General features: G+C 45.0%; 28 protein-coding genes. 27 read left to right on the top strand and 1 reads right to left on the bottom strand.

The window, feature by feature from the left end; genetic code table 11:
* The first annotated feature begins 7 nt into the window (after positions 1–7).
* From FTV88_RS03305 to FTV88_RS03245, 13 genes are all read left to right on the top strand, one after another.
* Positions 8–268 carry a stage V sporulation protein S gene (locus FTV88_RS03305; protein ID WP_153724398.1) on the top strand — a complete coding sequence of 87 codons (261 nt, stop codon included), beginning with the start codon at positions 8–10 and terminating at the stop codon, positions 266–268.
* Between the two features lie 122 nt (positions 269–390).
* Positions 391–1,377 (top strand): dipeptidase, encoded by a 987-nt coding sequence (locus FTV88_RS03300; RefSeq protein ID WP_153724397.1) that lies wholly within the window; start codon positions 391–393, stop codon positions 1,375–1,377.
* 30 nt (positions 1,378–1,407) lie between these two features.
* On the top strand, positions 1,408–2,574 hold the full coding sequence (locus FTV88_RS03295) for an LL-diaminopimelate aminotransferase (protein ID WP_153724396.1): 1,167 nt from the start codon (positions 1,408–1,410) through the stop codon (positions 2,572–2,574).
* A gap of 66 nt (positions 2,575–2,640) precedes the next feature.
* Entirely contained in the window at positions 2,641–2,928 is a 288-nt protein-coding gene (locus FTV88_RS03290; RefSeq protein WP_153724395.1) for a hypothetical protein, read from the top strand.
* A gap of 81 nt (positions 2,929–3,009) precedes the next feature.
* On the top strand, positions 3,010–4,155 hold the full coding sequence (cbiD, locus tag FTV88_RS03285; protein ID WP_153724394.1) for a cobalt-precorrin-5B (C(1))-methyltransferase CbiD: 1,146 nt from the start codon (positions 3,010–3,012) through the stop codon (positions 4,153–4,155).
* Positions 4,101–5,402, top strand: a complete 1,302-nt coding sequence (cbiE, locus tag FTV88_RS03280) for a precorrin-6y C5,15-methyltransferase (decarboxylating) subunit CbiE (protein WP_153724393.1) — start codon at positions 4,101–4,103, stop codon at positions 5,400–5,402. Before cbiD ends, cbiE begins: the two co-directional genes overlap by 55 nt.
* Positions 5,369–6,088, top strand: coding sequence for a precorrin-2 C(20)-methyltransferase (gene cobI, locus FTV88_RS03275; RefSeq protein ID WP_153724392.1), 720 nt, complete (start codon positions 5,369–5,371; stop codon positions 6,086–6,088). Before cbiE ends, cobI begins: the two co-directional genes overlap by 34 nt.
* The gene (gene cobM, locus FTV88_RS03270) at positions 6,081–6,845 is read left to right on the top strand and encodes a precorrin-4 C(11)-methyltransferase (RefSeq protein WP_207707904.1); all 765 of its coding nucleotides are present in this window, start codon (positions 6,081–6,083) and stop codon (positions 6,843–6,845) included. Before cobI ends, cobM begins: the two co-directional genes overlap by 8 nt.
* Positions 6,842–8,014, top strand: coding sequence for a cobalt-precorrin 5A hydrolase (locus FTV88_RS03265; RefSeq protein ID WP_153724390.1), 1,173 nt, complete (start codon positions 6,842–6,844; stop codon positions 8,012–8,014). The genes cobM and FTV88_RS03265 overlap by 4 nt, the downstream gene beginning before the upstream one ends.
* Positions 8,011–8,700: a precorrin-3B C(17)-methyltransferase gene (cobJ, locus tag FTV88_RS03260; RefSeq protein ID WP_170285765.1), complete on the top strand. Its 690-nt coding sequence runs from the start codon at positions 8,011–8,013 to the stop codon at positions 8,698–8,700. The genes FTV88_RS03265 and cobJ overlap by 4 nt, the downstream gene beginning before the upstream one ends.
* Positions 8,697–9,506 (top strand): precorrin-6A reductase, encoded by an 810-nt coding sequence (cobK, locus tag FTV88_RS03255; RefSeq protein WP_162007877.1) that lies wholly within the window; start codon positions 8,697–8,699, stop codon positions 9,504–9,506. The genes cobJ and cobK overlap by 4 nt, the downstream gene beginning before the upstream one ends.
* On the top strand, positions 9,503–9,871 hold the full coding sequence (locus FTV88_RS03250; protein ID WP_153724387.1) for a sirohydrochlorin chelatase: 369 nt from the start codon (positions 9,503–9,505) through the stop codon (positions 9,869–9,871). The genes cobK and FTV88_RS03250 overlap by 4 nt, the downstream gene beginning before the upstream one ends.
* A complete protein-coding gene (locus FTV88_RS03245; RefSeq protein ID WP_368277469.1) occupies positions 9,868–10,491 on the top strand; it encodes a precorrin-8X methylmutase in 624 nt (207 codons plus the stop codon). The genes FTV88_RS03250 and FTV88_RS03245 overlap by 4 nt, the downstream gene beginning before the upstream one ends.
* Positions 10,492–11,032: 541 nt before the next feature.
* On the opposite strand, the gene FTV88_RS03240 is transcribed toward FTV88_RS03245, so the two are convergent.
* The gene (locus FTV88_RS03240) at positions 11,033–11,569 is read right to left on the bottom strand and encodes an HD domain-containing protein (RefSeq protein ID WP_153724386.1); all 537 of its coding nucleotides are present in this window, start codon (positions 11,567–11,569) and stop codon (positions 11,033–11,035) included.
* Between the two features lie 105 nt (positions 11,570–11,674).
* Between FTV88_RS03240 and cobU the strand changes: the two genes are divergently transcribed.
* The 14 genes from cobU (at position 11,675) to FTV88_RS03170 (ending at position 26,060) form a co-directional block, all read left to right on the top strand.
* Positions 11,675–12,262 (top strand): bifunctional adenosylcobinamide kinase/adenosylcobinamide-phosphate guanylyltransferase, encoded by a 588-nt coding sequence (gene cobU, locus FTV88_RS03235; protein ID WP_243137278.1) that lies wholly within the window; start codon positions 11,675–11,677, stop codon positions 12,260–12,262.
* A gap of 31 nt (positions 12,263–12,293) precedes the next feature.
* A complete protein-coding gene (locus FTV88_RS03230; RefSeq protein WP_207707903.1) occupies positions 12,294–13,868 on the top strand; it encodes a cobyric acid synthase in 1,575 nt (524 codons plus the stop codon).
* 24 nt (positions 13,869–13,892) lie between these two features.
* Entirely contained in the window at positions 13,893–14,882 is a 990-nt protein-coding gene (gene cbiB / locus FTV88_RS03225) for an adenosylcobinamide-phosphate synthase CbiB (RefSeq protein WP_153724385.1), read from the top strand.
* Positions 14,879–16,312, top strand: a complete 1,434-nt coding sequence (locus tag FTV88_RS03220; protein WP_153724384.1) for a cobyrinic acid a,c-diamide synthase CobB — start codon at positions 14,879–14,881, stop codon at positions 16,310–16,312. The genes cbiB and FTV88_RS03220 overlap by 4 nt, the downstream gene beginning before the upstream one ends.
* 23 nt (positions 16,313–16,335) lie before the next feature.
* The gene (gene cobT, locus FTV88_RS03215) at positions 16,336–17,391 is read left to right on the top strand and encodes a nicotinate-nucleotide--dimethylbenzimidazole phosphoribosyltransferase (protein WP_153724383.1); all 1,056 of its coding nucleotides are present in this window, start codon (positions 16,336–16,338) and stop codon (positions 17,389–17,391) included.
* Positions 17,392–17,395: 4 nt separating this feature from the next.
* Complete coding sequence (locus FTV88_RS03210; protein ID WP_153724382.1) at positions 17,396–18,250, top strand: adenosylcobinamide-GDP ribazoletransferase; 855 nt, start codon at positions 17,396–17,398, stop codon at positions 18,248–18,250.
* Positions 18,247–19,131 (top strand): GHMP family kinase ATP-binding protein, encoded by an 885-nt coding sequence (locus tag FTV88_RS03205; RefSeq protein WP_153724381.1) that lies wholly within the window; start codon positions 18,247–18,249, stop codon positions 19,129–19,131. Before FTV88_RS03210 ends, FTV88_RS03205 begins: the two co-directional genes overlap by 4 nt.
* A gap of 140 nt (positions 19,132–19,271) precedes the next feature.
* Entirely contained in the window at positions 19,272–20,366 is a 1,095-nt protein-coding gene (locus FTV88_RS03200; RefSeq protein WP_153724380.1) for a pyridoxal phosphate-dependent aminotransferase, read from the top strand.
* Positions 20,363–21,004 (top strand): alpha-ribazole phosphatase, encoded by a 642-nt coding sequence (gene cobC, locus FTV88_RS03195; RefSeq protein ID WP_153724379.1) that lies wholly within the window; start codon positions 20,363–20,365, stop codon positions 21,002–21,004. The genes FTV88_RS03200 and cobC overlap by 4 nt, the downstream gene beginning before the upstream one ends.
* Positions 21,005–21,043: 39 nt before the next feature.
* Positions 21,044–21,343, top strand: coding sequence for a YkvA family protein (locus FTV88_RS03190; RefSeq protein ID WP_153724378.1), 300 nt, complete (start codon positions 21,044–21,046; stop codon positions 21,341–21,343).
* A gap of 121 nt (positions 21,344–21,464) precedes the next feature.
* A complete protein-coding gene (gene guaB, locus FTV88_RS03185; RefSeq protein ID WP_153724377.1) occupies positions 21,465–22,922 on the top strand; it encodes an IMP dehydrogenase in 1,458 nt (485 codons plus the stop codon).
* A 44-nt stretch (positions 22,923–22,966) separates the two neighbouring features.
* A complete protein-coding gene (locus FTV88_RS03180; RefSeq protein WP_153724376.1) occupies positions 22,967–23,326 on the top strand; it encodes a hypothetical protein in 360 nt (119 codons plus the stop codon).
* The gene (locus tag FTV88_RS03175) at positions 23,319–24,143 is read left to right on the top strand and encodes a Cof-type HAD-IIB family hydrolase (protein ID WP_162007876.1); all 825 of its coding nucleotides are present in this window, start codon (positions 23,319–23,321) and stop codon (positions 24,141–24,143) included. The genes FTV88_RS03180 and FTV88_RS03175 overlap by 8 nt, the downstream gene beginning before the upstream one ends.
* A 249-nt stretch (positions 24,144–24,392) precedes the next feature.
* Positions 24,393–26,060 carry a ribonuclease J gene (locus FTV88_RS03170; RefSeq protein ID WP_162008094.1) on the top strand — a complete coding sequence of 556 codons (1,668 nt, stop codon included), beginning with the start codon at positions 24,393–24,395 and terminating at the stop codon, positions 26,058–26,060.
* The last annotated feature ends 122 nt before the right edge of the window (positions 26,061–26,182 follow it).

Below are 26,182 nucleotides of genomic sequence, written 5' to 3'. Positions count from 1 at the left end.
CGTTCTAATGGAAGTTCTGAAAGTATCAGCCAAATCCAGCCCAAACCGCGTAGCAGGAGCTCTAGCAGGTGTTTTACGAGAAAGAGGAGGCGCAGAAATTCAAGCCATCGGTGCAGGTGCACTGAACCAAGCTGTAAAAGCTGTAGCAATTGCTAGAGGATTTGAAGCACCTCGAGGTGTAGATCTAATCTGCATCCCAGCTTTCACTGATATTTCTATCGATGGTGAAGAACGTACAGCGATTAAGCTTATTATTGAGCCTCGCTAAGTATAGTTTTTAACGATTATAAAGTCTTAATTTTGTTTTTATATTACTTAACTATAAATCTTTAGTTTCCCAACCTGCTCATAAATACTGAGCAGGTTTTATTATTATCGAGGGGGAATCCCATGAAGAAATTCTTTGTTGTCGATAGCCACTGCGACACCCTCGGACGAATTCACAAAGCAGATTGGGACAGTTTTAACTTTGATCGATTTCGAGGACCCATAAACCTCGAAACGATGGAAGCAGGTTCTGTAAAATTGCAATTTTTTGCTGCCTATGTGGATGAATCTTTTCAACAAGTAGGCAGCCTTCGTTACACATTACAACTTATTGACACTTTTCACAGACTGATGAAGCGTTATCATAGCAGGCTAACACACATCAAAGATCAAGAAGATATAGAACAGCTTCAATCACAACCGAATCGTATTGGTGCCTTATTAGCCATAGAAGGCGGAGAAGCCTTAGAAGGTTCTCTAGAAATGCTTTCTATCTTTTACCGGCTCGGCGTACGCTCTATCGGGCTTACCTGGAATCACCGTAACCTGATCGCAGATGGTTGTGGCGAAAGTAGAACAAGAGGTGGCTTAAGTCGATTTGGACATAAAGTTATTACAGTCATGGAAGAAAAAAACATGATCATCGATCTTGCTCATATCTCTGAAGCAGGCTTCTGGGATGTACTTGCTTCTACTTCTAAGCCTTTACTCGTTTCACATAGCAATTGCCGTCACCTTTGTGATCACCCTCGCAATTTACAAGATCGACAAATAAAAGCACTTCAGCAACGAAGTAGTATGCTGGGAATTAATTTTTATCCACCATTCTTATCGACGAATCGTGAAAATGTTGATATAAATAAGGTAGTCGATCATATAGAACATGCTTGTCAGGTAGCAGGTTCTTATAAACATGTCGGTGTAGGCAGTGATTTTGACGGAATTAATCAATTTGTGCCTTACTTAGAAAGCGCTGCTCACTATCCTCGCCTCTGGGATGCTTTGTTACATAGAGGTTTTTCAGAAGAACAAGTAAAAGCCATCGCCGGTGAAAACTACACTGCTTTTTTGAAAAAAGTGTTACCATCACGCAAAGTTACAGAACATTGATTTTTCCTAATAAAAAGTAGAGGTGACATCATGAAGACAGCAACAAGAATCGCAGCCCTCTCCTCAGCCGTCTTTTCCCAAATGGATAGATTGCGGCAAGAAGTGACCGCGCAAGGTAAAGACGTAATCAACCTAGGCATTGGTAGTCCCGATCGCCCTCCAGCACCCCATGTGCGGGAAGCCCTTATGAAAGCTTTAGCTCGAGATGATGCTTATGGATATGCTCTTTCTGATGGACTCCCTGAATTTAAAGAAGCCGTAGCACGATGGTATGCTCAAAGATTTGGAGTACAACTCGATCCTGCAGAAGAAGTCCTTTCTTTAATGGGTTCTCAAGATGGGCTAGGGCATATCTACCTGGCTTTGATCAATCGAGGAGACATTGCTCTCATACCTGATCCCGGCTATCCCATTTACACAGCCGGTCTCATGTTGGCAGAAGGGGAAAAGTACGCCATGCCCCTTACTCGAGAAAATCACTATCTACCAGACTTTGATGCCATCCCCAGAGAGGTCGCTCAAAAAGCGAAAATGATGGTCTTAAACTATCCAAGCAATCCCCTAGCAGCTACAGCTGAACTAGACTTTTTCGAAAGAGCCGTAGCTTTTGCAAGTCAAAATGACATCATGATCTTACATGATGTAGCCTACTCAGAACTAGCCTACGATGGGTACCGACCTGTCAGCTTCCTACAAGTCCCTGGAGCCAAAGAAGTAGGCATTGAATTACACTCTGTATCGAAGTCCTACAACTTGGCAGGCTGTCGCCTCGGTATGGCCGTAGGGAACAAAGAGATCCTCAACGCGTTGAATCGAATTAAGTCTAATATCGACTATGGTGTCTTCAAAGCAGTACAATGGGCTGCTATAGCTGCTTTAGAAGGCCCTCAAGATATGGTTCAGGAGAATGCATTCGTCTATCAAAAACGAAGAGATCTGCTTGTCGACGGACTGACTGCACTCGGCTGGGAAATGGATAAACCCAAAGCGTCTATGTTTGTCTGGGCGCCTATCCCTACAGGTTATAGCAGCTCTTACGACTTTGCAGAACAACTCATTAGAAAAGCCGGCGTCCTTGTGATCCCTGGTAATGCTTTTGGTGATCTCGGTGAGGGTTATGTACGCATTGCGCTTGTTGTGCCCGATGAAAAAATCATAGAAGCTGTTCAGCGCATCGGTAAAGCAATTGCTTTGTAAGTAACAGGGATATTCCTTCTTCAGTAGACATAAACTGGTGATAAGAGAAAAGCAGGAGGCATAGCCATGAGAGATGTCAAAGGAGATTCGATTGATCTACTCAAGGATCAAGTCGTCTACCTGCGCTCGCGCCTGAGTCAGCTACGGACGAGCCGTCGAGTATTGATGGTTTTGTTAGAAACAGTAGAAAGTGAACGGCGTAATACCATTACGAAGCTGGAAGAAGAGAATCGACGTCTAAGGCGAGAGCAACGAAAAGGGCGTTCCCATCATAGTGTACTTCGTAATGATTTTTCGAATGACTATGGAAAAGTTATCTGGATATGCAGGAATGATGCAAAAGCTGACGAATAATAATATTTTGTCGGCGCTCAACGTAAGCCATACCTCTTTATTAGGAGGTGTGGCTTTTTTCACAATGCGAGGGGGGGCAAGATGCGTAAAGGCTACACCACGGGCTCTTGTGCGGCAGCAGCAGCAAAAGCAGCCACAGCCATACTATATAGAACCTTACTTCAAGTCGATGCACCCTTTCCTCCGGAAACAGGATTTATCATAGAGATTCCATTGCCTTATCACGGTAGATTGCGATTGATGGCAGAAATGGTGGAACAAGATCAAGAAAGCGTAACCTGTCAAGTGATTAAAGATGGGGGAGATGATCCCGATAACACCCATGGTCTGGCTATAGAGGTGAAAGCTTCCGTAGCAGCGAAGGGTATTCACATTACAGGTGGACAAGGTGTTGGTCGCCTGACAAGGCCTGGGTTGGCTTTGCCTGTCGGTGAAGCAGCCATCAATCCCATTCCCCAAAAGATGATTCGAGAAGCGGTAAGTGAGGTTTTACCGAAAGATAAAGGCGTACACTTGGTTGTCACTGTACCTGAAGGAGAAAAAAAAGCACCAGCCACACTGAATCCCAAGTTAGGTATAACAGGAGGCATCTCTATTTTAGGTACAACAGGACTTGTCTACCCCATGTCAGAAGAAGCTTTCAAACATAGCTTAGAGAGCCAGATTGATTTGGCTTTACAGGCAGGTCATCACACTTTACTACTTACACCAGGGAGAATGGGACAAAGAACGCTCGAAGAATTGGGTGCACCTGCAGAGGCTATTATTGTAATCAGTAACTTTATTGGACACATGCTTGATCAATGTAGAAAAAAAGGTGTCAAGCAAGTTCTACTCTGGGGTCACATTGGAAAACTCGTCAAAATGGCAGGTGGCATATTTCACAGTCACAGCAAAATTGCCGACGGACGCCGAGAAATTATGGTTGCCCATGGCGCTATTGTAGGCCTGCCACAACCTTTGCTACAACGCCTTCTCAATGCCAATACGGCTGAAGAAGCGGTGATGGTACTAGAAAAAGCCGGGGAATATACTTTGCTAGAACATCTTGCCAATGTAGCAGCTCAGAAAGGAACAGAACGCTTTCAAGGCCCTGTAGAGGTCGTATTTACGAATTTACAGGGTCAAGCACTGGCCTGGAGCGACGGCGCAAAGAAAGGAAGCGTAGGCTCTTGGAACATCCCATTACAGTCATTGGAATTGGACCAGGAACAAGAGAACACTTAACACTAGAAGCCATTGAAGCAGCAGAAAAAGCGGAAATGCTAGTAGGCGGAAAAAGAGCCCTCGCCTTATTTGCTTATTTGAAGAAGCCTTCCAAGGTAATTGATGCCGATTTACCAGGTCTTATGGCCTTTTTAGAAGAACTTAAAGGGAAAACCAAGATAGCTCTTTTGCTATCAGGGGATCCTGGCTTTTACAGTCTTCTGCCCATGATCGTAAAAGAAATAGGAGCGGAAGGCCTGCGAGTCATTCCAGGATTAAGCTCTTTACAACTGGCTTTTGCACGAATAAAGCTTCCCTGGCAAGATTGTCGTTGGCAAAGCTTACACGGACGACCTCTTGAAAAAGCATCTTTATGGCTCGAACATGATGGCTGGATCGCCTACGTAACGGACCCTAAGAATAGTCCGGAAAAAATCTGCCAGTACCTTCAACAGAAGGGAGAAGGTTGGCGACAGGCTATCATACTAAAAAATCTTGCTTATGAAGATGAAATAGTCATTAAAAGCTCGATAGAAGCTCTGGCTGAAGTAGATGAAAAGCCTTATCAACCTGCATTATTGCTCGTAAAAGGTGGAAAAAAAGAAGAAATTTTGTCTTCACAAGACAAGAGTCAAGTTCCTTTTGATGAGGAAGAGCGGTTCTACCCTGGACTGCCCGATCAGACTTTTCTTCGCCAGCAAATACCAATGACCAAGTCTGATATTCGAGCATTAACCCTCCTCAGAGCGGCTATCCAAAAGCACGATAGAATCTGGGATGTGGGATCCGGTACCGGTTCCATTTCCATGGAAGCGGCACAACTGGCTCCCCTAGGTCATGTCTATGCCATTGAAAGAAAGAGCGAAGCCTGCACACTGATCAAAGCCAATTGTCGACATTTTGATTTATCCAACGTAACGGTACTAGAGACAGAAGCACCAACCGGGCTGGATAGATTGCCTCAACCAAACGTTATTATTATTGGTGGATCCGGTGGACAGTTACAAAGCCTTTTATCAACGTGCTGGCAACGGCTACAACCGAAGGGCCGTATTGTCCTGAATGCCATCACTGTAGAGACCTTAGCAGAAGCAACAGCTTGGTTTGAAAAGGCGAAGATTCCTTTTCAAGCTGTACAAGTCCAAGTGCAAAAAATGGAAAAAGCAGGATCGTACCATCTTTGGAAAAGTCAAAATCCTGTTACAATATTCTGGGCTTCGAAGGAGGACCGCCCATGCCACTGGGCCAACTGTACGGAATCGGTGTAGGTCCTGGTGATCCCGAACTGTTGACGCGGAAAGCATACCGAATTCTGCAAGACGTAAAAGTAATCTTTACCCCACAAGGCAAAGGGGGAAGGGAAGGCATTGCCCTTTCTATCATCAAAGAATTAATTCCTCCAAGTAGTCAAGTTATTTCTCTACACTTACCGATGACACAAAACAAAGAGCTTTTAGAGAAATCTTGGCAAGAAGGTGCAGCACAGATCTACGAGGTCCTACAAGAACAAAACTGTGCCTTTGTCACGATTGGCGATTGTTTGCTTTACTCTACCTATAGCTATCTAATTGCAGCTTTACGCAGCATTGATAAAACTGTACAGATCGAGAGTATACCTGGGATTACCTCTTTTGCAGCCGCCGCTTCTGCGGCCAATGTAGCCCTGGCAGAAGGCACAGAGCCTCTTCTTATCGTACCGGCCCTGGGCGAAACTGAAAAGCTACGCAGTTATCTTAAAAGCTTTCCCAACCTTGTCTTAATGAAGGGCGCTTCTTCTTTTGAACAAATTTATAAAATTCTAGAAGAAGAAGGACGACTTTCTTCTTCTTATTACATTTCTCGATGCGGCCTCTCCGGTGAAGTAATTCAAAAAGATCTTAGATTGCTGCAAGGACAAGAGCTTGACTACCTGAGTTTGCTACTGGTGAAAAAAGGAGGCCTTCCTGTTGATTAGCTTTGTTGGTGCCGGTCCTGGTGATCCCGATCTAATCACCCTAAAAGGACAGAAAAAATTAGCCCAGGCAGACCTTGTTATTTATGCCGGTTCACTGGTGAACCCTGAAATTCTAAGCCATTGTCGGCAGGAAGCAACCATTTACAACAGCGCCTCCATGACCTTAGAAGAAGTACTTGCAATTATGATCCAAGGCCATGAGGAAGGAAAAAAAGTCGTTCGTCTCCACACAGGAGATCCCTCTATCTACGGGGCCATTCGAGAGCAAATGGATGGCTTAGATGAAAAAAATATTGCCTATGAAGTTGTCCCTGGTGTGAGTTCTTTTGTCGCAGCAGCTGCTTCACTCAATCGAGAACTTACTTTACCTGGTGTCTCGCAAACGGTAATTATCACTCGACTATCTGGCAGAACCCTTGTCCCAGAGAAAGAATCTCTCAGAGAGCTTGCTCGCCACAACGCCTCTATGTGTATTTTTTTAAGCACCCATAAAATCAAAGATGTCGTACAAGAATTGATCGCAGGCGGATATGAAAAGCATTGTCCGATCGCCCTTGTCTACAAAGCCTCATGGCCAGAAGAAAAAAAGGTTTTTGGTACTTTAGAGACAATTGCGCAGAAAGTAGAAAAGGCAGGCATCGAACGGACAGCGATGATCCTTGTAGGCTCTTTTCTTGAAGGCCCCTATGAACGTTCTCTGCTCTACGATGGATCTTTTACCCATGGCTATCGAATCGGAACAGGAGATGGGGCGTGAATATCATTGCCCTAACGCCTGGAGGAGCGAACCTGGGCAGTAGAATTGCCTCGGTTTTTCCCGAAAGTATCTTGTGGATTCCAGAAGATCTGGACTTCCTAGGGGAAACAAATCGTTACAGGCGATGGAAAAAACCGCTACAACCAACCTTTGGAGGCATCTATCAGGAAGGGCGACCGATTCTTTTCATCGGTGCTCTTGCGATTCTTGTTCGCTTTTTAGGGCCTTTGATGACGAACAAGAAACAGGATCCACCTGTAGTCGCCCTAGACGAAAAGGGTCACCATGTAATTGCAGTGCTTTCAGGGCATTGGGGCGGTGCCAATGAACTGGCTCACCAAGTGGCCCAAGCGATTGATGCAAAGCCAGTTATCACAACGGCCACCGATGTCGTAGAAGTGCCAGCTGTCGATCTTTTTGCTCGTCGTTATGGTGCTCGAATAGACCCTTGGGAAAATGTAAAAAAAATCTCATCCGCTTTACTCCGACAGCAACCTGTACAATGGTTGATGGAAGAGAAATTCTTGCAATATTGGCAAAGATATATAAAAAACAAATTATCACCCCTAGATAAAGAATATAAAGTTGCGCCGGAACTACAGATTCCTTGGCAAACCTGGACAAGCCATATAAAGGATGAAGAAGAAAAGCGGGAGCTAGCCCTAGGAGATAATAAAGGTAACAATCTTACGGTATTATGTACATCAACAAGAAAAAAAAGCCCTGCCACTATCACGTTGTATCCGCGCTACATTGTAGCTGGAATCGGTTGTCGACGAGGCGTTTCTTTAGAAAAGGTGAAAGCAGCTTTACATCAAGCTTTTGTGGAAGCAGAGATTGATGAGCGTTGCCTTCTTGCCATAGCAAGTGGTTGGATCAAGAAAGAGGAGCCTGCTTTGGTAGAGCTAGCCCGGGAGCGGGAGCTACCCTTTTACACATTTCAACCTTATGAGATAGAAAATTGCTGTAACCAACACGAAGAAATTACAGCATCATCCTTTGTTTATCAAACGATTGGAGTGAAAGCTCTATGCGAACCAGCGGCTTTACTAGTGCATCAACGGAGCCGTCTCCTGGTAACCAAGAGAAGCTACGGACCTGTAACGATAGCCCTTGCCGAGGCTCCCTGGCCATTGTTGGACTCGGTCCAGCAGGAAAAGATGAAATGACATCCAGGGCTTTAGAAGTCATTGGAAGTGCTGAAGTCATTGTAGGATATCATCCTTATGTAGAGCTCATTGCCGACCTAACAGAAGACAAAGAAATATTCACTTCTGGTATGCGAAAAGAAGTGGAACGATGCCAAAAAGCAGTGGAGCTCGCTTTGTCAGGGAAGAAGGTGGCCCTTGTCTCTAGTGGCGATCCAGGCGTCTATGGCATGGCTGGTCTGGTATTAGAGCTCGTAACAGGAACGGAAGGCGCAGAATCGGTACAAGTAGAAGTCGTTGCAGGCGTTACTGCAGCTACAGCTGCGGCGGCTCAATTGGGTGCACCTTTGATGCACGATTTTGCCATTATCTCCTTAAGCGATTTATTAACACCCTGGGAATTGATATTGCGACGGGTAGAATGTGCCGCTCTCGGTGATTATGTGATTGCGCTTTATAACCCCAAAAGTAAAAAGAGAATTCAGCAAATCGTTGAAGTTCAACAATGCTTGCTACAACATAAAGAAGCCCAGACACCAGTTGGTATTGTGCGCAATGTAGGGCGACAAGGCGAAGAAAAAGTAATAACCACATTGGGCCAGTTCTTGGACCATCCGATTGATATGTTCACGACGATCATAATAGGAAATTCTCAGACCTACGTAGAAGGATCTTGGATGATTACACCGCGAGGCTATCGACTGTGATTTGGCTTGTTGCCGGTACCAGTGAAGCGACAAAGGTACTCCAAAAGCTTCTAGCTTCTAAAATGCCTGTTGTGGCCACAGTCGTCAGCTCTTATGGTGCTGAATTAATCACGCACCCTTTTTCAGCAGCCCTACAAAAGGGCTACTTAAAAATTCATCAAGAGGCACTTTCAAGAGAAGCCATGGATTCATTCGTGAAAAAGTATCAAGTTCAAGCCCTTCTGGATCTGAGCCATCCCTATGCTCGCCTAGCTTCAGAAAATCTAATCGATCTGGCTAGCAAGCGAAACCTGCCCTATCTACGCTACGAAAGACCTTCTACAGCCTTACCGAAGTCGCCCTATCTTCGAGTCGCTTCTACTTGGAGTGAAGCACTTACTTATTTAGAACAAGCCAAAGCCGGAGAAAAAGTCTTTCTTGCCACAGGAAGCCGCATTCTCGCCCAGGCCGTACCTGATCTTCAGTCCCGTCATCTTGTGCCTTTTGTGCGCATTTTGCCCGAAACAGATCAAATTGCTCACAGTCAAGATCTAGGATTACAACCATGGCAAATTATTGCCATGCAAGGACCTTTTTCCTATGATCTCAACAAAGCATTATTTGTACATACGGGAGCCCAATGGCTTATAACCAAAGAAAGTGGCTCTCCAGGGGGCGCAATAGAAAAAATCCAGGCGGCCCTGGATTCTAAAATGGATATTATTGTGTTAAAGCGTCCTTCTTTAGAATATCCCCAGGTGACAGGAGACTTAGAAGAAGTCATAAAGTGGGCCATGCAAAGACAGACAAAGGAGATAGAACGATGAAAAGTGGAGTTATTCTTTTTGCTCATGGGAGCCGGGCTGCAGAAGCCAATGAAAATGCTGTTGCCCTCGGGGAACTTGTTAAGGAACAATTTGGAGTAGAGCCACTCCTCGTAGCTTTTATGGAACTGGCCGAACCAAGCTTAGAAGAAGGGATTCGGCAGTTAATAGAAAAAGAAGGCGTTGACAATGTGAAAGTGGTACCTCTCTTTTTGAATAACGGCATCCATCTTAAAAGAGACATACCTTGTCTTTTAGAAGAGTTACGCCCACAATATCCCCATGTAACAATCAACTTAGGTCGACCTTTTGGTGTTGACAAGCGGTTGGCTCAATTAATTCATGATCGAATTCAGGAGTTACCATGATGGAATATATAACCAACCCAAAAGCGATTGAAGATACAAGCATGGCCATCATTGCCAGTCAATTGGGGCCACTTCAGGTAACAGAAGAAGAGAAAAAAGTAATTATGCGCGTTGTTCACACGACGGGCGATGTTGATATTGCGCCCCTCGTTCATTTTTCTCCCAATGCAGCACAAGCAGGTATACGTGCACTGGCCCAAGGCGCTTCGATCTACTGTGACGTTAACATGGTTCGAAGTGGCATCAATTATAAGTTACTACAACCTCGAGGCGGCCAAATCATTTGCACCATTCATGATGAGCAAGTCGTCGAAGAAGCGAAAAGAACGGGAGAAACAAGGGCTATGACAGCCTTTCGAATCTTAGCGCCCCAACTTAATGGTACCGTTGTAGCCATTGGCAACGCTCCGACAGCTCTTTTTGAGCTCATGAAAGCCATCGAAGGCGGCCTTTGCCGTCCTGCTCTTGTCATTGGGGTGCCTGTTGGTTTCGTGGGAGCTGCTGAATCGAAAGAATTGCTTAGGGCTCTTGATGTTCCTTATATTACTATCGAAGGTACGAAAGGTGGTAGTACGACGGCGGCTGCGATTGTGAATGCGCTTTTGTTGCAGATGCCTTAGTACTAGCGCAGGGGGACGGTTCTGCTGTGTTGATAGTACGAAAATAGCTACCCTGTGGTGGGGTCAGGCGTTATGAATTCCTTCCGAACGGACTCATCCCACGCCATGAGCGGCAGCAAGCTGCCGATGGCTGAGGTCTGAAGTCCTCTCTCCAGGAAGTCATAACGCCTGACCCAGGTACATTTTGCTGGTTGTGACTGAGTTTGGGCCTATTGCAAATACAGTAGGCAGCTGTGCAAACATAGCAGGACGTTACGCAAAGCTATGCCAACGGGAGTCACAATCAGTAAAAATCCTCTGGGACTGGGCATCACGCTTTCCGCAGCGGGACTTGGGACCTCAGCTGTCGCCAGCTTGCTGGCGGTAACAGCGTGGGACCAGTCCAGAGCGCAGGAAAGCGTGATGACCTGGCCCCTCTATGAAGTAACCCCAACGTAATCAGGAAAAGTTATTTTCATCAGTGGTTGTGCCCGACCAGGCATGGGGGGGTACACAAAAATATTCAATCGCTAAGAAAAAGTAACCTTCACTTCTGGTGAGGCTAGTACTTTTCGTCTGCTTCCTGCAAAAGAGTGAGGAGTTCTGCCAAAGGTTGCTCCAAGGTAGCGTGAGGGTTATGATGATGGTGGATTAACGTGATTACGTCATTGGACCAGCCTCTTTTTTTCGCTTCTTCAGCGCCGATGGAACTATGACAAGCTAGAACTTCTAAAGGCTTTTGTAGAAGCGAGGTTTTTTTCGCTTTATTCAGCCAATTTGGGTGATTTTGCAGTAGAACATAGAGAATTCGATGCCAGAGTTGAAGGCGATGGTGCCTTTTGCCCATGTCATGGAGCAAGGATACTTTTACGAGTAGTTTTTGTTGCTTCTCCTCAAGGTGCTTTGCTTTTTCTTTGCAGTAGTAAGCGACGTCTAGGCAATGGCGTTGATCCGATAGGTTTAGTTGAGAAAAAATGGTATATTCTTCTTTGGTTAATAAGCTAGCGGTCCAGGTTTCTTCTTCTGGTGTAACTTTACTATTTAAAGCCCAGAGCACTTGGCGGCATCGGTAGATGACTTTAGAAAATATTTTTTTCATAGATAAAGTATAGCATAAGAGCCTGCTGAAAGTTAGAATCCGGGCAGGTGCAGGTGCAGGTGCAGGTGCAGGTGCAGGTGGCACATACTGTAGCGCAAGGGGGTGTTGATCCTGTCTCGATATGGGGAGATTCAAGTCGGTCAAAGTGAATTGGTGCTAATTACAGGCGGAGCTCGAAGTGGCAAGAGTTCTCTTGCGGAGAAGTTGGCAAGTCAAGTGGCTTCTTCGGAAGAAAAAGTTCTTTATATTGCTACAGCCCAAGTCTACGATCAAGAAATGAGTCAAAGAGTTGCCTTACACCAACAACGGAGACCGGAAGGGTGGATTACGGTAGAAGAGCCAACAGAGCTTGAAGATGCCCTTTATAGATGGAATCAGGCAGATCAAGTTATTTTAATCGACTGCTTAACGCTATGGTTAACCAATCTTCTTTTACCTATCTATGACGAAAGAAGTTGGTCTGCTGAAAAGGAAAGAGAGATCCTAGAGCGGGGAGAAAGACTGGCCTTACAAGCCCGGGAATCGAAAGCTACAATTCTCGTTGTAGGCAATGAAGTAGGACTCGGGATTGTACCGATAGATCCCTTAAGTCGTCTTTTTCGCGATTTATCAGGGCTACTTCAACAAGCTTTTGCCCGACAAGCGCATCGAGTCTACTTTACCGTTAGTGGTTATCCTCTTCAGGTGAAATAGTGAAGTGAAGAGCTAGGGGAAAAACGGAGAAATGGATCAGGAAGGAGAGAATCGCTTGGCCCGATCAGTTATGTTACAAGGTACGAGTTCCAATGTAGGAAAAAGTGTGCTTGCTACAGCTTTATGTCGTATTTTTTACCAAGACGGCCTTGCTGTTGTTCCTTTTAAGTCGCAAAATATGGCTTTGAACTCTTACGTAACCAAAGATGGCAAAGAAATGGGTCGTGCCCAGGTCGTACAAGCAGAAGCAGCGGGATTAGAACCGCAAGTTGCAATGAACCCAGTTCTCTTAAAGCCAACAGGACAGTCTTCTTCGCAAGTTATCTTAATGGGGAAAGCTGTAGGAAATCTCAATGCTCGTACCTACCACTTAGACTATGCACCCAAAGCTTTATCAACGATCCAAGCTTGTCTCGATCAATTTCATCGAGACTATGATGTGATTGTGATTGAAGGTGCTGGCTCACCAGCGGAAGTGAATCTTAAAGCACGAGATATCGCCAACATGCGAGTCGCCAAAATGGCCGATGCACCTGTATTGTTAGTGGCTGATATTGATCGCGGTGGGGCTCTTGCCTCTGTCGTAGGAACACTGGCCCTTTTAGATCCCGATGAACAAGAACGGGTTCAAGGCATTATTATTAATAAATTTCGAGGGGACATTACGCTTTTACAACCAGCCATTGATTTTTTAGAAGAGTATACGAAAAAGCCTGTACTTGGTGTAGTTCCCTATTTTCAAGGTTTACATATTCAAGCGGAAGACTCTGTTGCTTTAGAAAAAGCATCAACGCAAGTGTCACAAGCAGAGCAACTAGACATCGTGGTCATACGACTGCCTCGCATTTCTAACTTCACCGACTTTGACGCTTTAACACTAGAAGAAGGGACCCATCTTCGTTATGTAACAGAAGCAGAACAATTTGGTACTCCTGATCTGGTTATCCTGCCCGGCACGAAAAATACCATTGAAGACGCTTTCTGGCTTCAGCAAAGCGGACTTGTTGCCAAAATTAAAGATCATGTGGAGCAAGGGAAAATGCTCTGGGGTATCTGTGGCGGCTATCAACTTTTAGGCCAAGAGATTGTCGATCCCTATGCAGTAGAAAGTACGCAACAACAAGCACCGGGTCTTGGCTTATTCCCGATGACAACACAAATGGAAGCAGAAAAAATCACCTACCAGGTACGAGCGACCTTATGCGGCCAAGGACCTTTTTTGGGACCTTTACAAGGTCTTTCTGTAGAAGGCTATGAGATTCATATGGGGCGCAGTTATTTTACAGAGAAAGAGCAACCCTTTGGTCAACTGCTACAACGTGGCGAAAAGAACGTGGAGCTTCTTGATGGCGTTGTATCAGAAGATGGTCTGATTATTGGCACCTATATACACGGTATTTTCGATAACGATAGCTTGCGACACCAGCTTATTAACTTTTTACGACGAAAAAAAGGCTGGGGACCGCTGAATTTTGCCCATGCTCTTTCTAGCAAAGAACGACAAGAAGAAGATTATAATCGCCTGGCAGCTATCGTAAGAGAGAGTCTTGATATGGAGCGGCTTTACAGCATTGTCGGAATTGAACGACATAAGAAAGAAAGCTAACAAAGGGAGTTCCAAGTAAAGCCCATGGAAAAGATTTTTTTAATAACACCGCTTATCTTGATCTTGGCTCTTCTGATTGATCTCTTTTTGGGAGATCCACGATGGCTGCCCCATCCCGTAGTCGCCATGGGAAAACTAATCTCTTCGCTAGAGAAAAAGCTTTATCTTCAAAAGTCAAAGCAAGAAAAGCCACAAGCCCTCTATTGGCGAGGCGCTTTGCTTTCCCTGATCGTGGTGATAACGACTTTTCTTATCACCACGCTTGTTGTCACCATTGCCCAGGCCTTAGGTACTTTACTGGCCACTTTCATAGCAGCCTTACTATTAGGCATTGCACTGGCAGCTCGTTCCCTTGCAGGAGCGGCCTTAGAGATCAAAGATTTGCTGGAACAAGGCAATCTTGCAGAAGCACGGCGTAAGCTTTCTTATATCGTAGGCCGCGATACAGAACAGCTTGACGAAAGTGAAATCGTACGAGCTACCATAGAGACAGTGGCAGAAAATACTGTTGATGGCATTACAAGCCCTCTTTTTTATGCTTTTATACTCGGTGTACCAGGCGCTTACGCTTACAAAGCCATCAATACCTTAGACTCTATGATCGGCTATCGCAGCGAACGCTACCTCTGGTTTGGTCGCTTTGCCGCAAAGCTTGATGACATTGCCAATTATCTACCAGCCCGTCTAACAGGGCTATCTATGATTGTAGGAGCGGCCCTACTAGGCTACCCAATCAAAGCAATGATTCGAACCTGGCAACGTGACGCGGCTTCCCATCCCAGTCCAAACAGTGGCATTCCTGAGTCTGTGGTGGCTGGGGCCTTAGGCGTTCAACTCGGAGGCTTAAACTACTATAAGCAAGTACCTTCTCAGCGAGCAACAATGGGCGATCCGCTCGTTCCACTACAAGCTCGTCACATTGGCCAGGCTGTTACCATCATGGCTGTGACAACAGTTATTTTTGCCTTGCCAGCCCTTGTTGGCTTATACTGGATAGGAAAGTGGTTACTATGATAGCAACAGCCCTTATTGCTGGAACTCATAGTGGGGTAGGAAAAACGACTCTCACCATGGGTCTTTTAACAGCCTTTCGCAACCGTGGAAAAAAAGTGCAAAGTTTCAAGTGCGGTCCTGACTACATTGATCCAACCTTTTACCGCTGGATCACAGGTCGACCTTGTTCGAACCTCGACAGTTGGCTTATGGATCCAAGTACCATTCAAAGGCTTTACCATCGAGCCATTGCAGGGGCTGATCTGGCTTTCGTTGAAGGCGTTATGGGACTTTATGATGGCGCCGTAGGAGAAAAGCCGGGGGAAGCTGGAAGCTCTGCTTCCATTGCTCGAATCCTCAACATTCCAATTATTTTAGTAGTCGATGGTACATCGGCAGCACAAAGCGTAGCTGCAACAGTCCACGGCTTTGCTACGTTGCGACAAGATTTGAATGTTGCCGCTGTAATCATCAACCGTGTTGGCTCAGAGCGACATGGTCAGATGATTCAAAAAGCCATTGAAGAGACTTGTCAAATACCTGTCTACGGCTGGTTACTGAAAAAAAGCATTGAACCAATGCCAGAGCGTCACCTGGGTTTGGTCTCTGCCGTCACCGATCAACCGGCATTGCGAGACTATTGTAATAGATTGGCTGAAGTGATAGAGCAGCAAATCGACTTAGATCGACTCTATAACCAGATTCGCTCCCACTTCTTTTTGTTGGAAGAAAAGAGATGGGATCAAAAAAACAATCCCATTACTAGGATTGTTACAACCACATCGAATCAGATAAGGAGTCAGAAAAGAATTCCCATAGCCATTGCCAGAGATGAAGCTTTTCACTTCTACTATGAAGATAGCTTACGCGATCTCAGTGACCGGGGCATAGAATGGGTTCCCTTTCAACCGGTGGCCGGAGAAACTTTCCCGGCCCATGTCAAAGGAATCTATCTTGGCGGCGGTTATCCGGAACTTTATCTAGAAGCCCTACAAAGCAATGAAAGATTTATCCAAGATTTACGCCAGGCTTTTCAAGAAGGATTGCCCATCTATGGCGAATGTGGCGGTTATATGTTTTTAAGTCAGTCGATAGAAGATCTTAGTCAAAGACGGTATAAGCTTGCCGGTCTTATACCAGCGAATTCGGTCATGCAAAAAAGACGACAAGCCCTAGGCTATGTTACAGCAACAGCGCTTACAGAGAATGTACTTACAAGTCCTGGAGAGAATTTGCGAGGCCATGAATTCCATTATTCTAGCTTGACCTATCAAAAGGCAGAATTGCAAAATCCAGTTTTTGCCATCGCGAAGACGACCCTAGCTGGAGAAAAAGCAATCTCTCGGTCTGTAGGCTATGTAGAAAAAAGATTAACCGCTTCTTACGTTCATTTTCATCTTTCAGCCTATCCTGCAGCTATGGACAGGTTTGTCTCTTATTTTTCTTCATAACCAAACAAAGGAGGCCACCTTTCTTGTCACTGGAGCAAGTAATCAAACAAATCAAACCGTTGGATCAAAAAATAATAGAAGCAACACAAGCTCATCTAGACTCCTTAACAAAACCACAAGGCAGCTTAGGAATGCTTGAAGATATAGGCAAGCAAGTCGCCGCCATCTACGGTTCTGTAAAACCACCGCTAACGAAGAAAAAAGTTGTCATCATGGCGGGCGATCACGGTGTAGCTGCTGAAGGTGTTAGTGCTTATCCGCCGGAAGTAACACCGCAAATGGTGCTCAATTACATGAACGGTGGTGCGGGAATTAATGTCATGGCCAACCATGCAGGTGCTTCTTTAATTTGTGTCGACGTTGGCGTGGCCGTGGACTTGCCTGATCTGCCTAATTTAATACGAAAAAAAATTGCCTATGGTACAAAAAATATGACTCAAGGTCCTGCTATGACTAGAGAAGAAGCAGAAAAAGCGCTTCTAATCGGTGTAGAAACGGTAGAGCAACTATCCAAAGAAGGTATAACCTTGCTCGCCCCCGGTGATATGGGCATTGCCAATACCACTTCTTCTGCTGCCATCATAGCTGCTCTTGGTAATGTACCGGTGGAGCAAGTCGTCGGCCGTGGTACAGGCATTAACGATGAAAGATACAAGCGCAAAATAGAAGCGGTCCGCAAAGCGCTCGCAGTCAATAAACCAGATAGCAACGATAGTCTTGATGTATTGGCAAAAGTCGGTGGTCTAGAAATTGCGGGCATGGCCGGGTTGATGATTGGCGCAGCCGTATACGGCATGCCTGTTGTGATTGATGGCTTTAACGCTACGGCAGCAGCCCTAATCGCTGGAACACTGGCACCGCTATCAAGGGCTTATATGATTGGCTCCCACCTTTCTGCAGAGCCGGGTCATAAATTTATGCTCGAATACCTAGGAATCAAACCCATGCTTACCATGAACCTTCGTCTTGGCGAAGCCACCGGCGCTGTCCTGGTTATGTCCATGGTCGACTGTGCGATCAAAATCTTGCGAGAGATGGCGACTTTTGAAGATGCAGGCGTCTCTGTGGCGTTGACATAATCAAGTGAATCTTTTATTAACTCGCTTTTTTCTAGCTCTTTCTTTTTTCACTCGCTTGCCTGTACCGAATCTAAAAGAATTTAGAGAAGAAGACTTTGGAAAGTCGTTGCTTTTTTTGCCTCTTGTAGGCTTGATTATTGGTTTTTTGTTAGTTCTGGCTGCTTCTTTCTTCTCTTGGTTGCTACCTCTTACACTTCTTATACCTCTTTTACTCAGTTTACAAATCTATCTCACCGGTGCTATTACCGTTGATGGATTTATGGATACTTTTGATGGCATTTTTTCAGGGAGAAAGCCAGAACGGATCTTAGAGATTATGCGTGACTCAAGAGTGGGTGCCCATGCTGTTGTCTCTGTGATGATGCTCCTTCTCCTAAAACTAGGTGCTCTCGCATCATTACCCGTACAGCCTGGTTCGATCGCTTTCGCATTACCTCTTGACCTGTGGAATTGGAATTTTCAGACAGGATTTTATGGATCTACCTTCGATCCCCTTTTGCTTACCCTCTTGTGGCTGCCCATGGTAGGGCGATGGTCCATTGCTTTTGCGCTCTACCGCTTTCCCTATGCCCGCTCAGAAGGAATGGCCGCTCTTTTTCATCGCCATCGCCCTGTTGCACCTGTTTTTATTACAACGCTCTTTACAGCCTTTGTGCTTACGGCCCTGGCTGGTTTAGTAGGGATTTTTATCTTAGCCATGACAGCTCTATTCGTGCAAGTCTGGGCGACTCATCTATCGAAGAAGCTGGGCGGGCTCACCGGTGATATATACGGCGCTATCTGTGAAACTGTAGAAGTCTATGGGCTTGTTCTACTCGTGGCTCTTCTATATTCACCTTTTGGGGAGGTGCTCTTTTGAAAGGGCGGGCTTATCTACCAGGGACTTGCGGAGAGCTGGCCCAGGGGTGGATTGACAAGCGCTATCTACATATCACTTGTCCCATTGATTGCTGGGTTACGGCAGAAATATCGATGGAACCAGGAAGAGGCCACATCGATGGACTCAAAGGGCGCTGGAAAGCTGAAAAAGCCCTCTATGAAATACTCTCTCGCTGGGATCTAGAAGGAAAGTACGATCTAGCCATTCGATTCGAAAACCCTTTACCAAGTGGCAAAGGGTTGGCTTCTAGCACTGCCGATCTCTGTGCACTTTTATATGCTTTAGCAAGAGCTTGTAAGCGAAAGATATCGCAACAAGAAATGATCGAGGTTATTTTAACAGTGGAACCTTCTGATGGCTTGTTTTTACCAGGCATAGCCATTTTTGATCACCGTCAAGGCTCGCAAGCTCTGACAATTACAGAAAATATTCCAGCCATAGACATACTTCTTTATGACAATGGTGGCGATGTTGACACGATTGCTTTTAACAACCATCCCCAACTGTTCGAACGAAATCAGATGAAAGAAGCAAAAGTTCAACAAGCTTTTGCTTTAATCATAGAAGGACTAGAACAAGGCGACAGAAAAAAAATTGGCCAGGGCGCCACAATCAGCGCCCTAGCCAATCAGACCTTATTACCAAAAACCAACTTAGAAGTTATCGTCGAAAAAGCGCAAGCACAAGGTGCTCTAGGCCTATCCATTGCCCACAGCGGAACCATTGTAGGTCTACTGATTGAAAAAGAAGAAAAAGCTATCAAAGAAAATGTGCGAGCTTTCATGACAGAACAATCAGCCTACAACTACCTTGGAGAATACACACTCGTTGGAGGAGGCGCCCGCTACAACCTTCCATAACAGTACTATGGACCAATCATTTGTCACTGCTTTTATGAAATGAAGGCAGGGCGTCTGCACTAGTTGGGACTTTTACTAGTACTAAGAAGTCCAAATCTTTTTACTTTCGTACGTAAGGAGAGAAAGCCATATTTTATTCTATGGACACTAAAAAGAGGCCTTATGAACATGGTGGCGATATCTGGTCTTATGGAGAAAAAGTGATAGATTTTAGTGCCAACATCAATGCGCAAGGCTTGTCGTTAAAAGCCCGTAAAGCAATGGTAGAGAGAATTGATGAAGTGATTCACTATCCCGATCCCCATTGCCGCCATCTTCTTCAACACCTCAGCACCTATCTGGGCTTAACGCCTTCTGCTCTCTTGCCAGGAAATGGCGCTGTTGACTTGCTCGATCATTGGATTGCTCAATGCCAACTTCGAAAGGTTATGCTTTGTGAACCTTCCTTTGGGCAGTACCATCGAGCTTTAAAAGCCCAGGGTACCCAGATTCATCCTTTTTATCTCAATGAAAAGGATCACTTTCAACTTGACCACAAGAAGTGGATTGCTCAACTGATAGAATCAGGCTGCGATGGAGCCATAGTATGCTCACCCCATAACCCTGTCGGATGGACCTGGGAACGGGGAGTTCGTGATGAAATCATCAAAGTTTGTGAAGAAAGGCGAATTCATCTGCTCATTGATGAATCTTTTGTTGATTTTTTACCACCAGAGCAAGAAATTCGCGCCATTGAACAGACCGTAGCGAGCAACTATGTGAGAGTGCTCTATTCTTTAACCAAATTTTTTGCCATTCCTGGTCTTCGTTTAGGCCTTCTGATTGGGAAACCCTCTTTTATTGAAGAACTACAAAGCAAGCGTGATCCTTGGTCAGTCAATCATCTGGCCCAGATAGCTGCCGTTGCTGCTTTGCAAGACCGAGACTATCAGAAAAGAACGCAAGAAAGATTGCCCCAGGAACGGGCCTATCTTTTTGAAGGGTTACAAAAGATCAAAGGCTTTGAGCCTCTTCCTTCTACGGTCAACTTTCTACTTGTAAATATAGAAAAGAGTGGCTATAGCGCTTCTTGGTGGACCGATAAATTGGCCCAGAAAAAAATGATCCTTCGCAATTGTAATAGTTTTGCCTTACTAGGAGAGAGATACTTGCGCATTGCAGTACGCACAATAGAAGAAACGGCAAAACTTCTAGAAGCGTTACAAGTGATTGAAGGGGAGGAGAGCGTATTATGACAAAGGTCTACTTGATTCGCCATGGCGAGACAGAATGGAATTTGAATCGTCGCTATCAAGGGCATAGCGACATTGCTTTAAGTGAACAGGGACGATATCAAGCACAACAATTGCTACGTCGTTTGGCTCATGAGAACATTGATGTGCTCTATGCCAGCGACCTAGGTCGAGCCGTAGAAACAGCCCAGATTATAGCTTCTGCCCATCAAAAAGAAGTGCAACTCGATCAACGCTTTCGTGAATGCCACTTTGGCCAATGGGAAGGACTTACTTTTCCTGAAATAGAAAAAGCCTATCCTCAGGAAATAGAAACATGGAGAAAGCGACCGGGACAGTTGCTTGTGCCTGGTGGAGAAAGCTTTGCTTTATTACAAGTCCGAGCTTACGAAGCTTTACTTGATGTCGTCGCAAAACATAAAGGGGAAAACATTGCCATTGTAGCCCATGGAGGTACTATTCGTACCCTTCTGTGCGCCATTCTCGATCTCGATCTCGATCGAGCCTGGCAACTAAAGCAAGACAACACAGCCCTTAATATTATTTCCTTTTATGATGATCAGACCGTCATTGAATGTATCAATGATACGACGCACTTGCTTGTAGGGGCTTTTCCACAATGTGAGAACAAGGTAGAATAGTAGTAACCATCAAAATGAAAATAGTAGGGAGGGAGAGCTATGCAAGCAAAAATGAACAAAGCTACAACGTGGCAGCGTTTACGTGTTCTTGTTAACATACCCCGATCTTCCCGACTCATTATGGCATTGTTGCGAGATGGAAGAGTACCCGTTCTTAATAAAGTGCTGTTACTAGGCTTAGGAGCTGCCTATTTTCTGTGGCCTCTTGATGTGGTGCCTGATGTAGTGCCTTTTTTTGGACATATCGATGATCTAACGGTGATTGTATTTTTAATTGATCGCTTCCTTGCTTCTGCACCTTCTTATGTCGTTCGTGAGCATATGGAGCGGACTGAGTAGACGGAAGTACCTTTCTACAGGGTGCTTCCGGTTTTTCTTGCTCCTTATAGCAAAATTGTGCTACAATCAGGGATAATATGTTTGCCGTAGCTTTGTGATTCTATGAAAGGAGAGATTGAGTTTGCGCGATTGTTTCACCATTTCAGAAGGCCTTACTTTTGACGACGTACTACTTATTCCAAGCAAATCAGAGATTCTACCTAGAGAGGTGACTGTCGTAACGCAGTTAACTCGTAGAATTCGATTAAATATTCCCATTATGTCAGCAGGTATGGACACAGTAACAGACTCTAGGATGGCCATCGCCATGGCGCGCGAAGGTGGCATTGGTGTAATTCATAAGAACATGACCATTGAACAACAGGCTCATGAAGTCGATCGGGTGAAACGTTCAGAACATGGTATTATTACAGACCCTATATTCTTGTCTCGTCAACAAAAAATTGAAGATGCCTTAGCCATTATGGAGCGCTATCATATTTCTGGTGTACCCATTGCCGATAAAGCGGGTAAGCTGGTCGGAATTATCACCAACCGTGATTTGCGCTTTGAGACCGATTTTTCAAGATCGATTAATGATGTGATGACACAAGAGAACTTAATCACAGCACCTGTAGGAACCTCCTTAGAAGAAGCCAAAGAAATATTACGAAAGCATAAAGTGGAAAAACTTCCTTTAGTCGATGACGAAGGACATCTGCGCGGACTGGTAACCATTAAAGATATTGAAAAAGCTCGACAATATCCCAATTCTACGAAAGACGACCGAGGACGTCTTTGTGCTTGCGCTGCCGTAGGCGTCACTGCCGACACTCTCGATCGCGTACAAGCGCTGGTACAATCGGGTGTAGATGCCATTGTTGTTGATACAGCCCACGGTCACTCACGAGGCGTATTGAACATGGTAGAAAAGATCAAGAGCCTCTACCCACAGGTCGATATCATTGCAGGCAATGTAGCGACTTATGAAGGTACGAAAGACTTGATTGAAGCAGGCGCCGATTGTGTCAAAGTAGGTATTGGTCCGGGATCGATTTGCACAACCCGTGTTGTCGCTGGGATTGGCGTACCTCAAATTACGGCCGTTTACGAAAGTGCTCGAGCAGCCCGGGAAAAAGGAATTCCCATTATTGCCGATGGTGGCATCAAATTTTCTGGTGACATTACCAAAGCGCTGGCTGCTGGCGCCAATGTCGTTATGCTTGGAAGCTTGCTAGCGGGAACAGAAGAAAGCCCTGGCGATATCGAGATTTACCAAGGTCGTAGCTTTAAAGTCTACCGAGGCATGGGATCCTTAGGCGCTATGAAAGAAGGATCAAAAGATCGCTACTTCCAGGAAAATGAGAAAAAGCTTGTTCCAGAAGGCATTGAAGGCCGCGTACCATACAAAGGCCCTGTTTCTGATACCTTGTTCCAAATGATCGGCGGTTTACGAGCTGGTATGGGCTATTGTGGATGTCGCGATCTAGAGGAGCTAATGACAAAAACGAAGTTTATTCGGATTACAGCAGCTGGGTTGCGGGAAAGCCATCCCCACGATGTAACAATTACGAAAGAAGCGCCTAATTACAGCTTATAATAAGGAAGGCGACGACAGAATAAGGGTATAGCAGGTGAGTCAGAATGGGCAGTTACATCTTAGCTGGCAGTGAGTATTTTAGTACAGATCCACGAGAAAAGACTCTGGTTGATCGGCTTACTACGCTACAGGGACAAAAAGGGACTTTCTCACTCAAAATTGATCAGCATAGGACGATCTGGAAAGGCACTTGTGTTGTTGGAGAGATCCATCGTCGTGAAGAGCGAATTGAAGAAGGCCACTTGACCATTGAGCAAGTGGCTTTTCAGCTCTTGCCTTTAGAGGCAGATTGCCTCCATTGGGAACTTCTTTTTCCTATAGAAAAGTTTGTTTCCTATGAAGAATATGGTAGACATAAGATCTTTCGATTTAGTACGTTTAGTTGGATGTGGCATAATGCGTAGAATCCAACTAGTAGCTCTCGATCTAGATGGAACCTTGTTGAACGAAAAAAGGGAAATACCTCTTTCTTTAGTCGAACGAATAGAGGATTTGCAAGCAAGAGGAATTCATTTTGTTGTAGCGACGGGTCGCCTTTATCCGGCTGCCCTGCCCTACGCTCGTCAACTTGCTTTAAAAGGACCTCTGATTGCTTGTAACGGTGCTATGATTCGTGATACCAAAGATGATCGAACGCTCCACCATCTAACGTTGGACCGAGGTCAAGGTCGGGAAATACTCAAAGAGTTGCAGAAAGAAAAGGAAGATATTTTACGTTTTTCTTTTTTCGGTGACCAAGTGGTCACCGATACGCCTCATCTTTTTACGGAAAAGTATGAAAAAGCATTGGGTTTATCTTTTTCCTATGTTAATAACTTGCATGATCATATGGAAGAGTGCTTTTTACAAGATCACCACCCCACAATGATTGTTCTTATGACAGAAAGTTCCGTAACAGCCCGAATTACGGATAAGATTTTTCAAAGGTTTGGCGATCAAGTCTTTGTCACAAACTCCCATGATTATTTTACAGAAGTTCTACATCCCATGGCCACAAAAGGACAAGCCCTTGCACAAGTTGCCTCTATGTTGGGACTTTCACAAGGCGCTGTGATGGCCATTGGAGACAATCGAAATGACCTATCCATGATTGAATGGGCTGGGACAGGTGTATATGTTGGAAATGCACCTGCTGGTCTTCATGAACGAGCCAATTACGTAACCAAAGAGTACCAATCCTGGGGTGTTCTAGAAGCGTTAGATAAGTTTTTCCCCGAGTAAAAGGTTCATAAATCATCTAAACTTAGAAAAATTGCATCCTTGTTTTGGGCAAGATAAAGATATGAAGCAAAAAGAGCAAGGGTGCTTACAAGCATAGAAGAAGAATATAACAATCTCGTTTCTTTAAAAGGAGAAGCTATGAATAACTCTCAAGAGTCCAATCAACCGCAGAAAGGGACGCAAGGACCACCTAAAAAGACAGGGTATCGCCCTAGACGAGGAAAAGCGAAGGCGCCGGCACGTCCAAGAATGAATGGCAATGGCAAGCCCACCGTTTCTTTCATCCCTTTAGGCGGTGTCGGAGAAGTGGGCAAGAATATGAGCGTCATTGAATATGGTGATGACATCATTGTCATTGATGCAGGTGTAAAATTTCCTGGAGAAGAACTGCTTGGCATTGATCTTGTAATTCCTGATATTACCTATCTCGTGCAAAATGTTGAAAAGATCCGTGGTATCTTTCTAACCCATGGCCATGAAGATCATATCGGCGCATTGCCTTTTGTGTTGAAACAAATTCAAGTACCTGTCTATGGAACTAGACTGACATTGGGTCTGGTTAAGAATAAACTAACGGAGCATGGCTTAATACGAGAAGCCCAATTACATGAGATTACAGCTGATGATGTGGTCAATGCAGGACCTTTTCAGTTGGAGTTTTTCCGCGTAAACCATTCCATTCCCGATGGTATCGGCATGGCCATTCGAACACCCGCTGGATTGATTGTTCATTCTGGCGATTTTAAGCTCGATCAGACACCGGTAGACGACAAAGTATTAGAGTTTAACAAGCTAGCTCGTTATGGTGATGAAGGTGTTATGCTCTTTATTTGTGACTCCACGAACGTTGAGCGTCCTGGCTATACACCCTCAGAACGCACTGTTGGTGACACCTTTCGTTCCGTCTTTGCCAAAACAGATAGCCGCATCATAATTGCTACTTTTGCTTCTAACGTGCACCGTATTCAACAAGTGATCAACACAGCTGCTGAATTTAACCGCAAAGTGGCCGTTGTTGGTCGTAGTATGGTGACCGTTGTCGATGTTTCGCAACAACTTGGTTATTTGAATGTACCAAAAGGTATGCTTATAGAGTTAGAAGAAGTTGATAGATTGCCCGATCATCAGGTCACTATTATTACAACAGGTTCTCAAGGAGAACCTATGGCAGCCTTAACCAGAATGGCAACAAACAATCATCGCCAGATTTCCATTCGAGAAGGTGACACCGTTATCATCTCGGCCACGCCGATTCCAGGCAATGAAAAGCTTGTATCAAGAACGATTGACAACTTATTCCGCATTGGCGCCGATGTTGTCTACAAAGAAGTAGCCAATGTTCACGTGTCAGGCCATGCTGCTCAACAAGAAATCAAGCTTATGCTCAATTTCTTACGACCTCGCTTTGTCATTCCTTTTCATGGTGAATATCGACATCAAGCTACATTTGCCAAGTTGGCACAAACCATGGGTATTCCAGAAGAACGATGCATCCGTTGTAATATTGGCGATCGCATAGAATTTAACATGGAAAAAGCCATGATAACTGGAACGGTTGAGTCTGGCAGTATTATGGTCGATGGCATCGGTGTTGGCGATGTAGGCAATATTGTCCTTCGTGATCGTCACCATCTGGCTCATGATGGTGTTGTCATTGCCGTTGTTACGATCAACAAAGAAGATGGTACGATTTTAGCTGGACCTGATCTTGTTTCACGGGGCTTTGTTTTTGTCAGAGAAGCAGGCGATCTGCTAGGTGAAGCAAAAAGCCGTGTTCGTGAAGCCCTGACCCAGAAAACAGGAAAAACAACAGAGTGGTCTATATTGAAAAACTTAATCAGAGACACTTTAAACGAATATTTTTATCAGAAAACGAAGCGCCGCCCGATAGTATTACCGATCATCATGGAAATCTAGCAAAAAAAAGACACGAGAGGAGTCGAAGCAAGGCTCCTCTTGTGCCTTCCCTTACCTATGATGGTATCTACAACAATGGTATAGTCCTTGGCGGTTTTTATTTACCTCTATTCATAAAAACT

This window comes from Heliorestis convoluta (assembly GCF_009649955.1).
Classification (GTDB): Bacteria; Bacillota; Desulfitobacteriia; order Heliobacteriales; family Heliobacteriaceae; genus Heliorestis; species Heliorestis convoluta.
This window is presented reverse-complemented; position numbering and strand designations above follow the sequence as displayed.

Coding starts and splice junctions, on each gene's coding strand:
- cbiB (WP_153724385.1), top strand. CDS start 13,893: ATGGAAAAGATTTTTTTAATAACACCGCTTATCTTGATCTTGGCTCTT.
- cbiD (WP_153724394.1), top strand. CDS start 3,010: ATGCGTAAAGGCTACACCACGGGCTCTTGTGCGGCAGCAGCAGCAAAA.
- FTV88_RS03240 (WP_153724386.1), bottom strand. CDS start 11,569: ATGAAAAAAATATTTTCTAAAGTCATCTACCGATGCCGCCAAGTGCTC.
- FTV88_RS03175 (WP_162007876.1), top strand. CDS start 23,319: ATGCGTAGAATCCAACTAGTAGCTCTCGATCTAGATGGAACCTTGTTG.
- cobJ (WP_170285765.1), top strand. CDS start 8,011: ATGACATCCAGGGCTTTAGAAGTCATTGGAAGTGCTGAAGTCATTGTA.
- FTV88_RS03295 (WP_153724396.1), top strand. CDS start 1,408: ATGAAGACAGCAACAAGAATCGCAGCCCTCTCCTCAGCCGTCTTTTCC.
- FTV88_RS03190 (WP_153724378.1), top strand. CDS start 21,044: ATGCAAGCAAAAATGAACAAAGCTACAACGTGGCAGCGTTTACGTGTT.
- FTV88_RS03245 (WP_368277469.1), top strand. CDS start 9,868: ATGATGGAATATATAACCAACCCAAAAGCGATTGAAGATACAAGCATG.
- FTV88_RS03180 (WP_153724376.1), top strand. CDS start 22,967: ATGGGCAGTTACATCTTAGCTGGCAGTGAGTATTTTAGTACAGATCCA.
- cobI (WP_153724392.1), top strand. CDS start 5,369: ATGCCACTGGGCCAACTGTACGGAATCGGTGTAGGTCCTGGTGATCCC.
- FTV88_RS03220 (WP_153724384.1), top strand. CDS start 14,879: ATGATAGCAACAGCCCTTATTGCTGGAACTCATAGTGGGGTAGGAAAA.
- FTV88_RS03230 (WP_207707903.1), top strand. CDS start 12,294: ATGGATCAGGAAGGAGAGAATCGCTTGGCCCGATCAGTTATGTTACAA.
- FTV88_RS03200 (WP_153724380.1), top strand. CDS start 19,272: ATGGACACTAAAAAGAGGCCTTATGAACATGGTGGCGATATCTGGTCT.
- FTV88_RS03250 (WP_153724387.1), top strand. CDS start 9,503: ATGAAAAGTGGAGTTATTCTTTTTGCTCATGGGAGCCGGGCTGCAGAA.
- FTV88_RS03300 (WP_153724397.1), top strand. CDS start 391: ATGAAGAAATTCTTTGTTGTCGATAGCCACTGCGACACCCTCGGACGA.
- FTV88_RS03170 (WP_162008094.1), top strand. CDS start 24,393: ATGAATGGCAATGGCAAGCCCACCGTTTCTTTCATCCCTTTAGGCGGT.
- FTV88_RS03305 (WP_153724398.1), top strand. CDS start 8: ATGGAAGTTCTGAAAGTATCAGCCAAATCCAGCCCAAACCGCGTAGCA.
- cobC (WP_153724379.1), top strand. CDS start 20,363: ATGACAAAGGTCTACTTGATTCGCCATGGCGAGACAGAATGGAATTTG.
- FTV88_RS03290 (WP_153724395.1), top strand. CDS start 2,641: ATGAGAGATGTCAAAGGAGATTCGATTGATCTACTCAAGGATCAAGTC.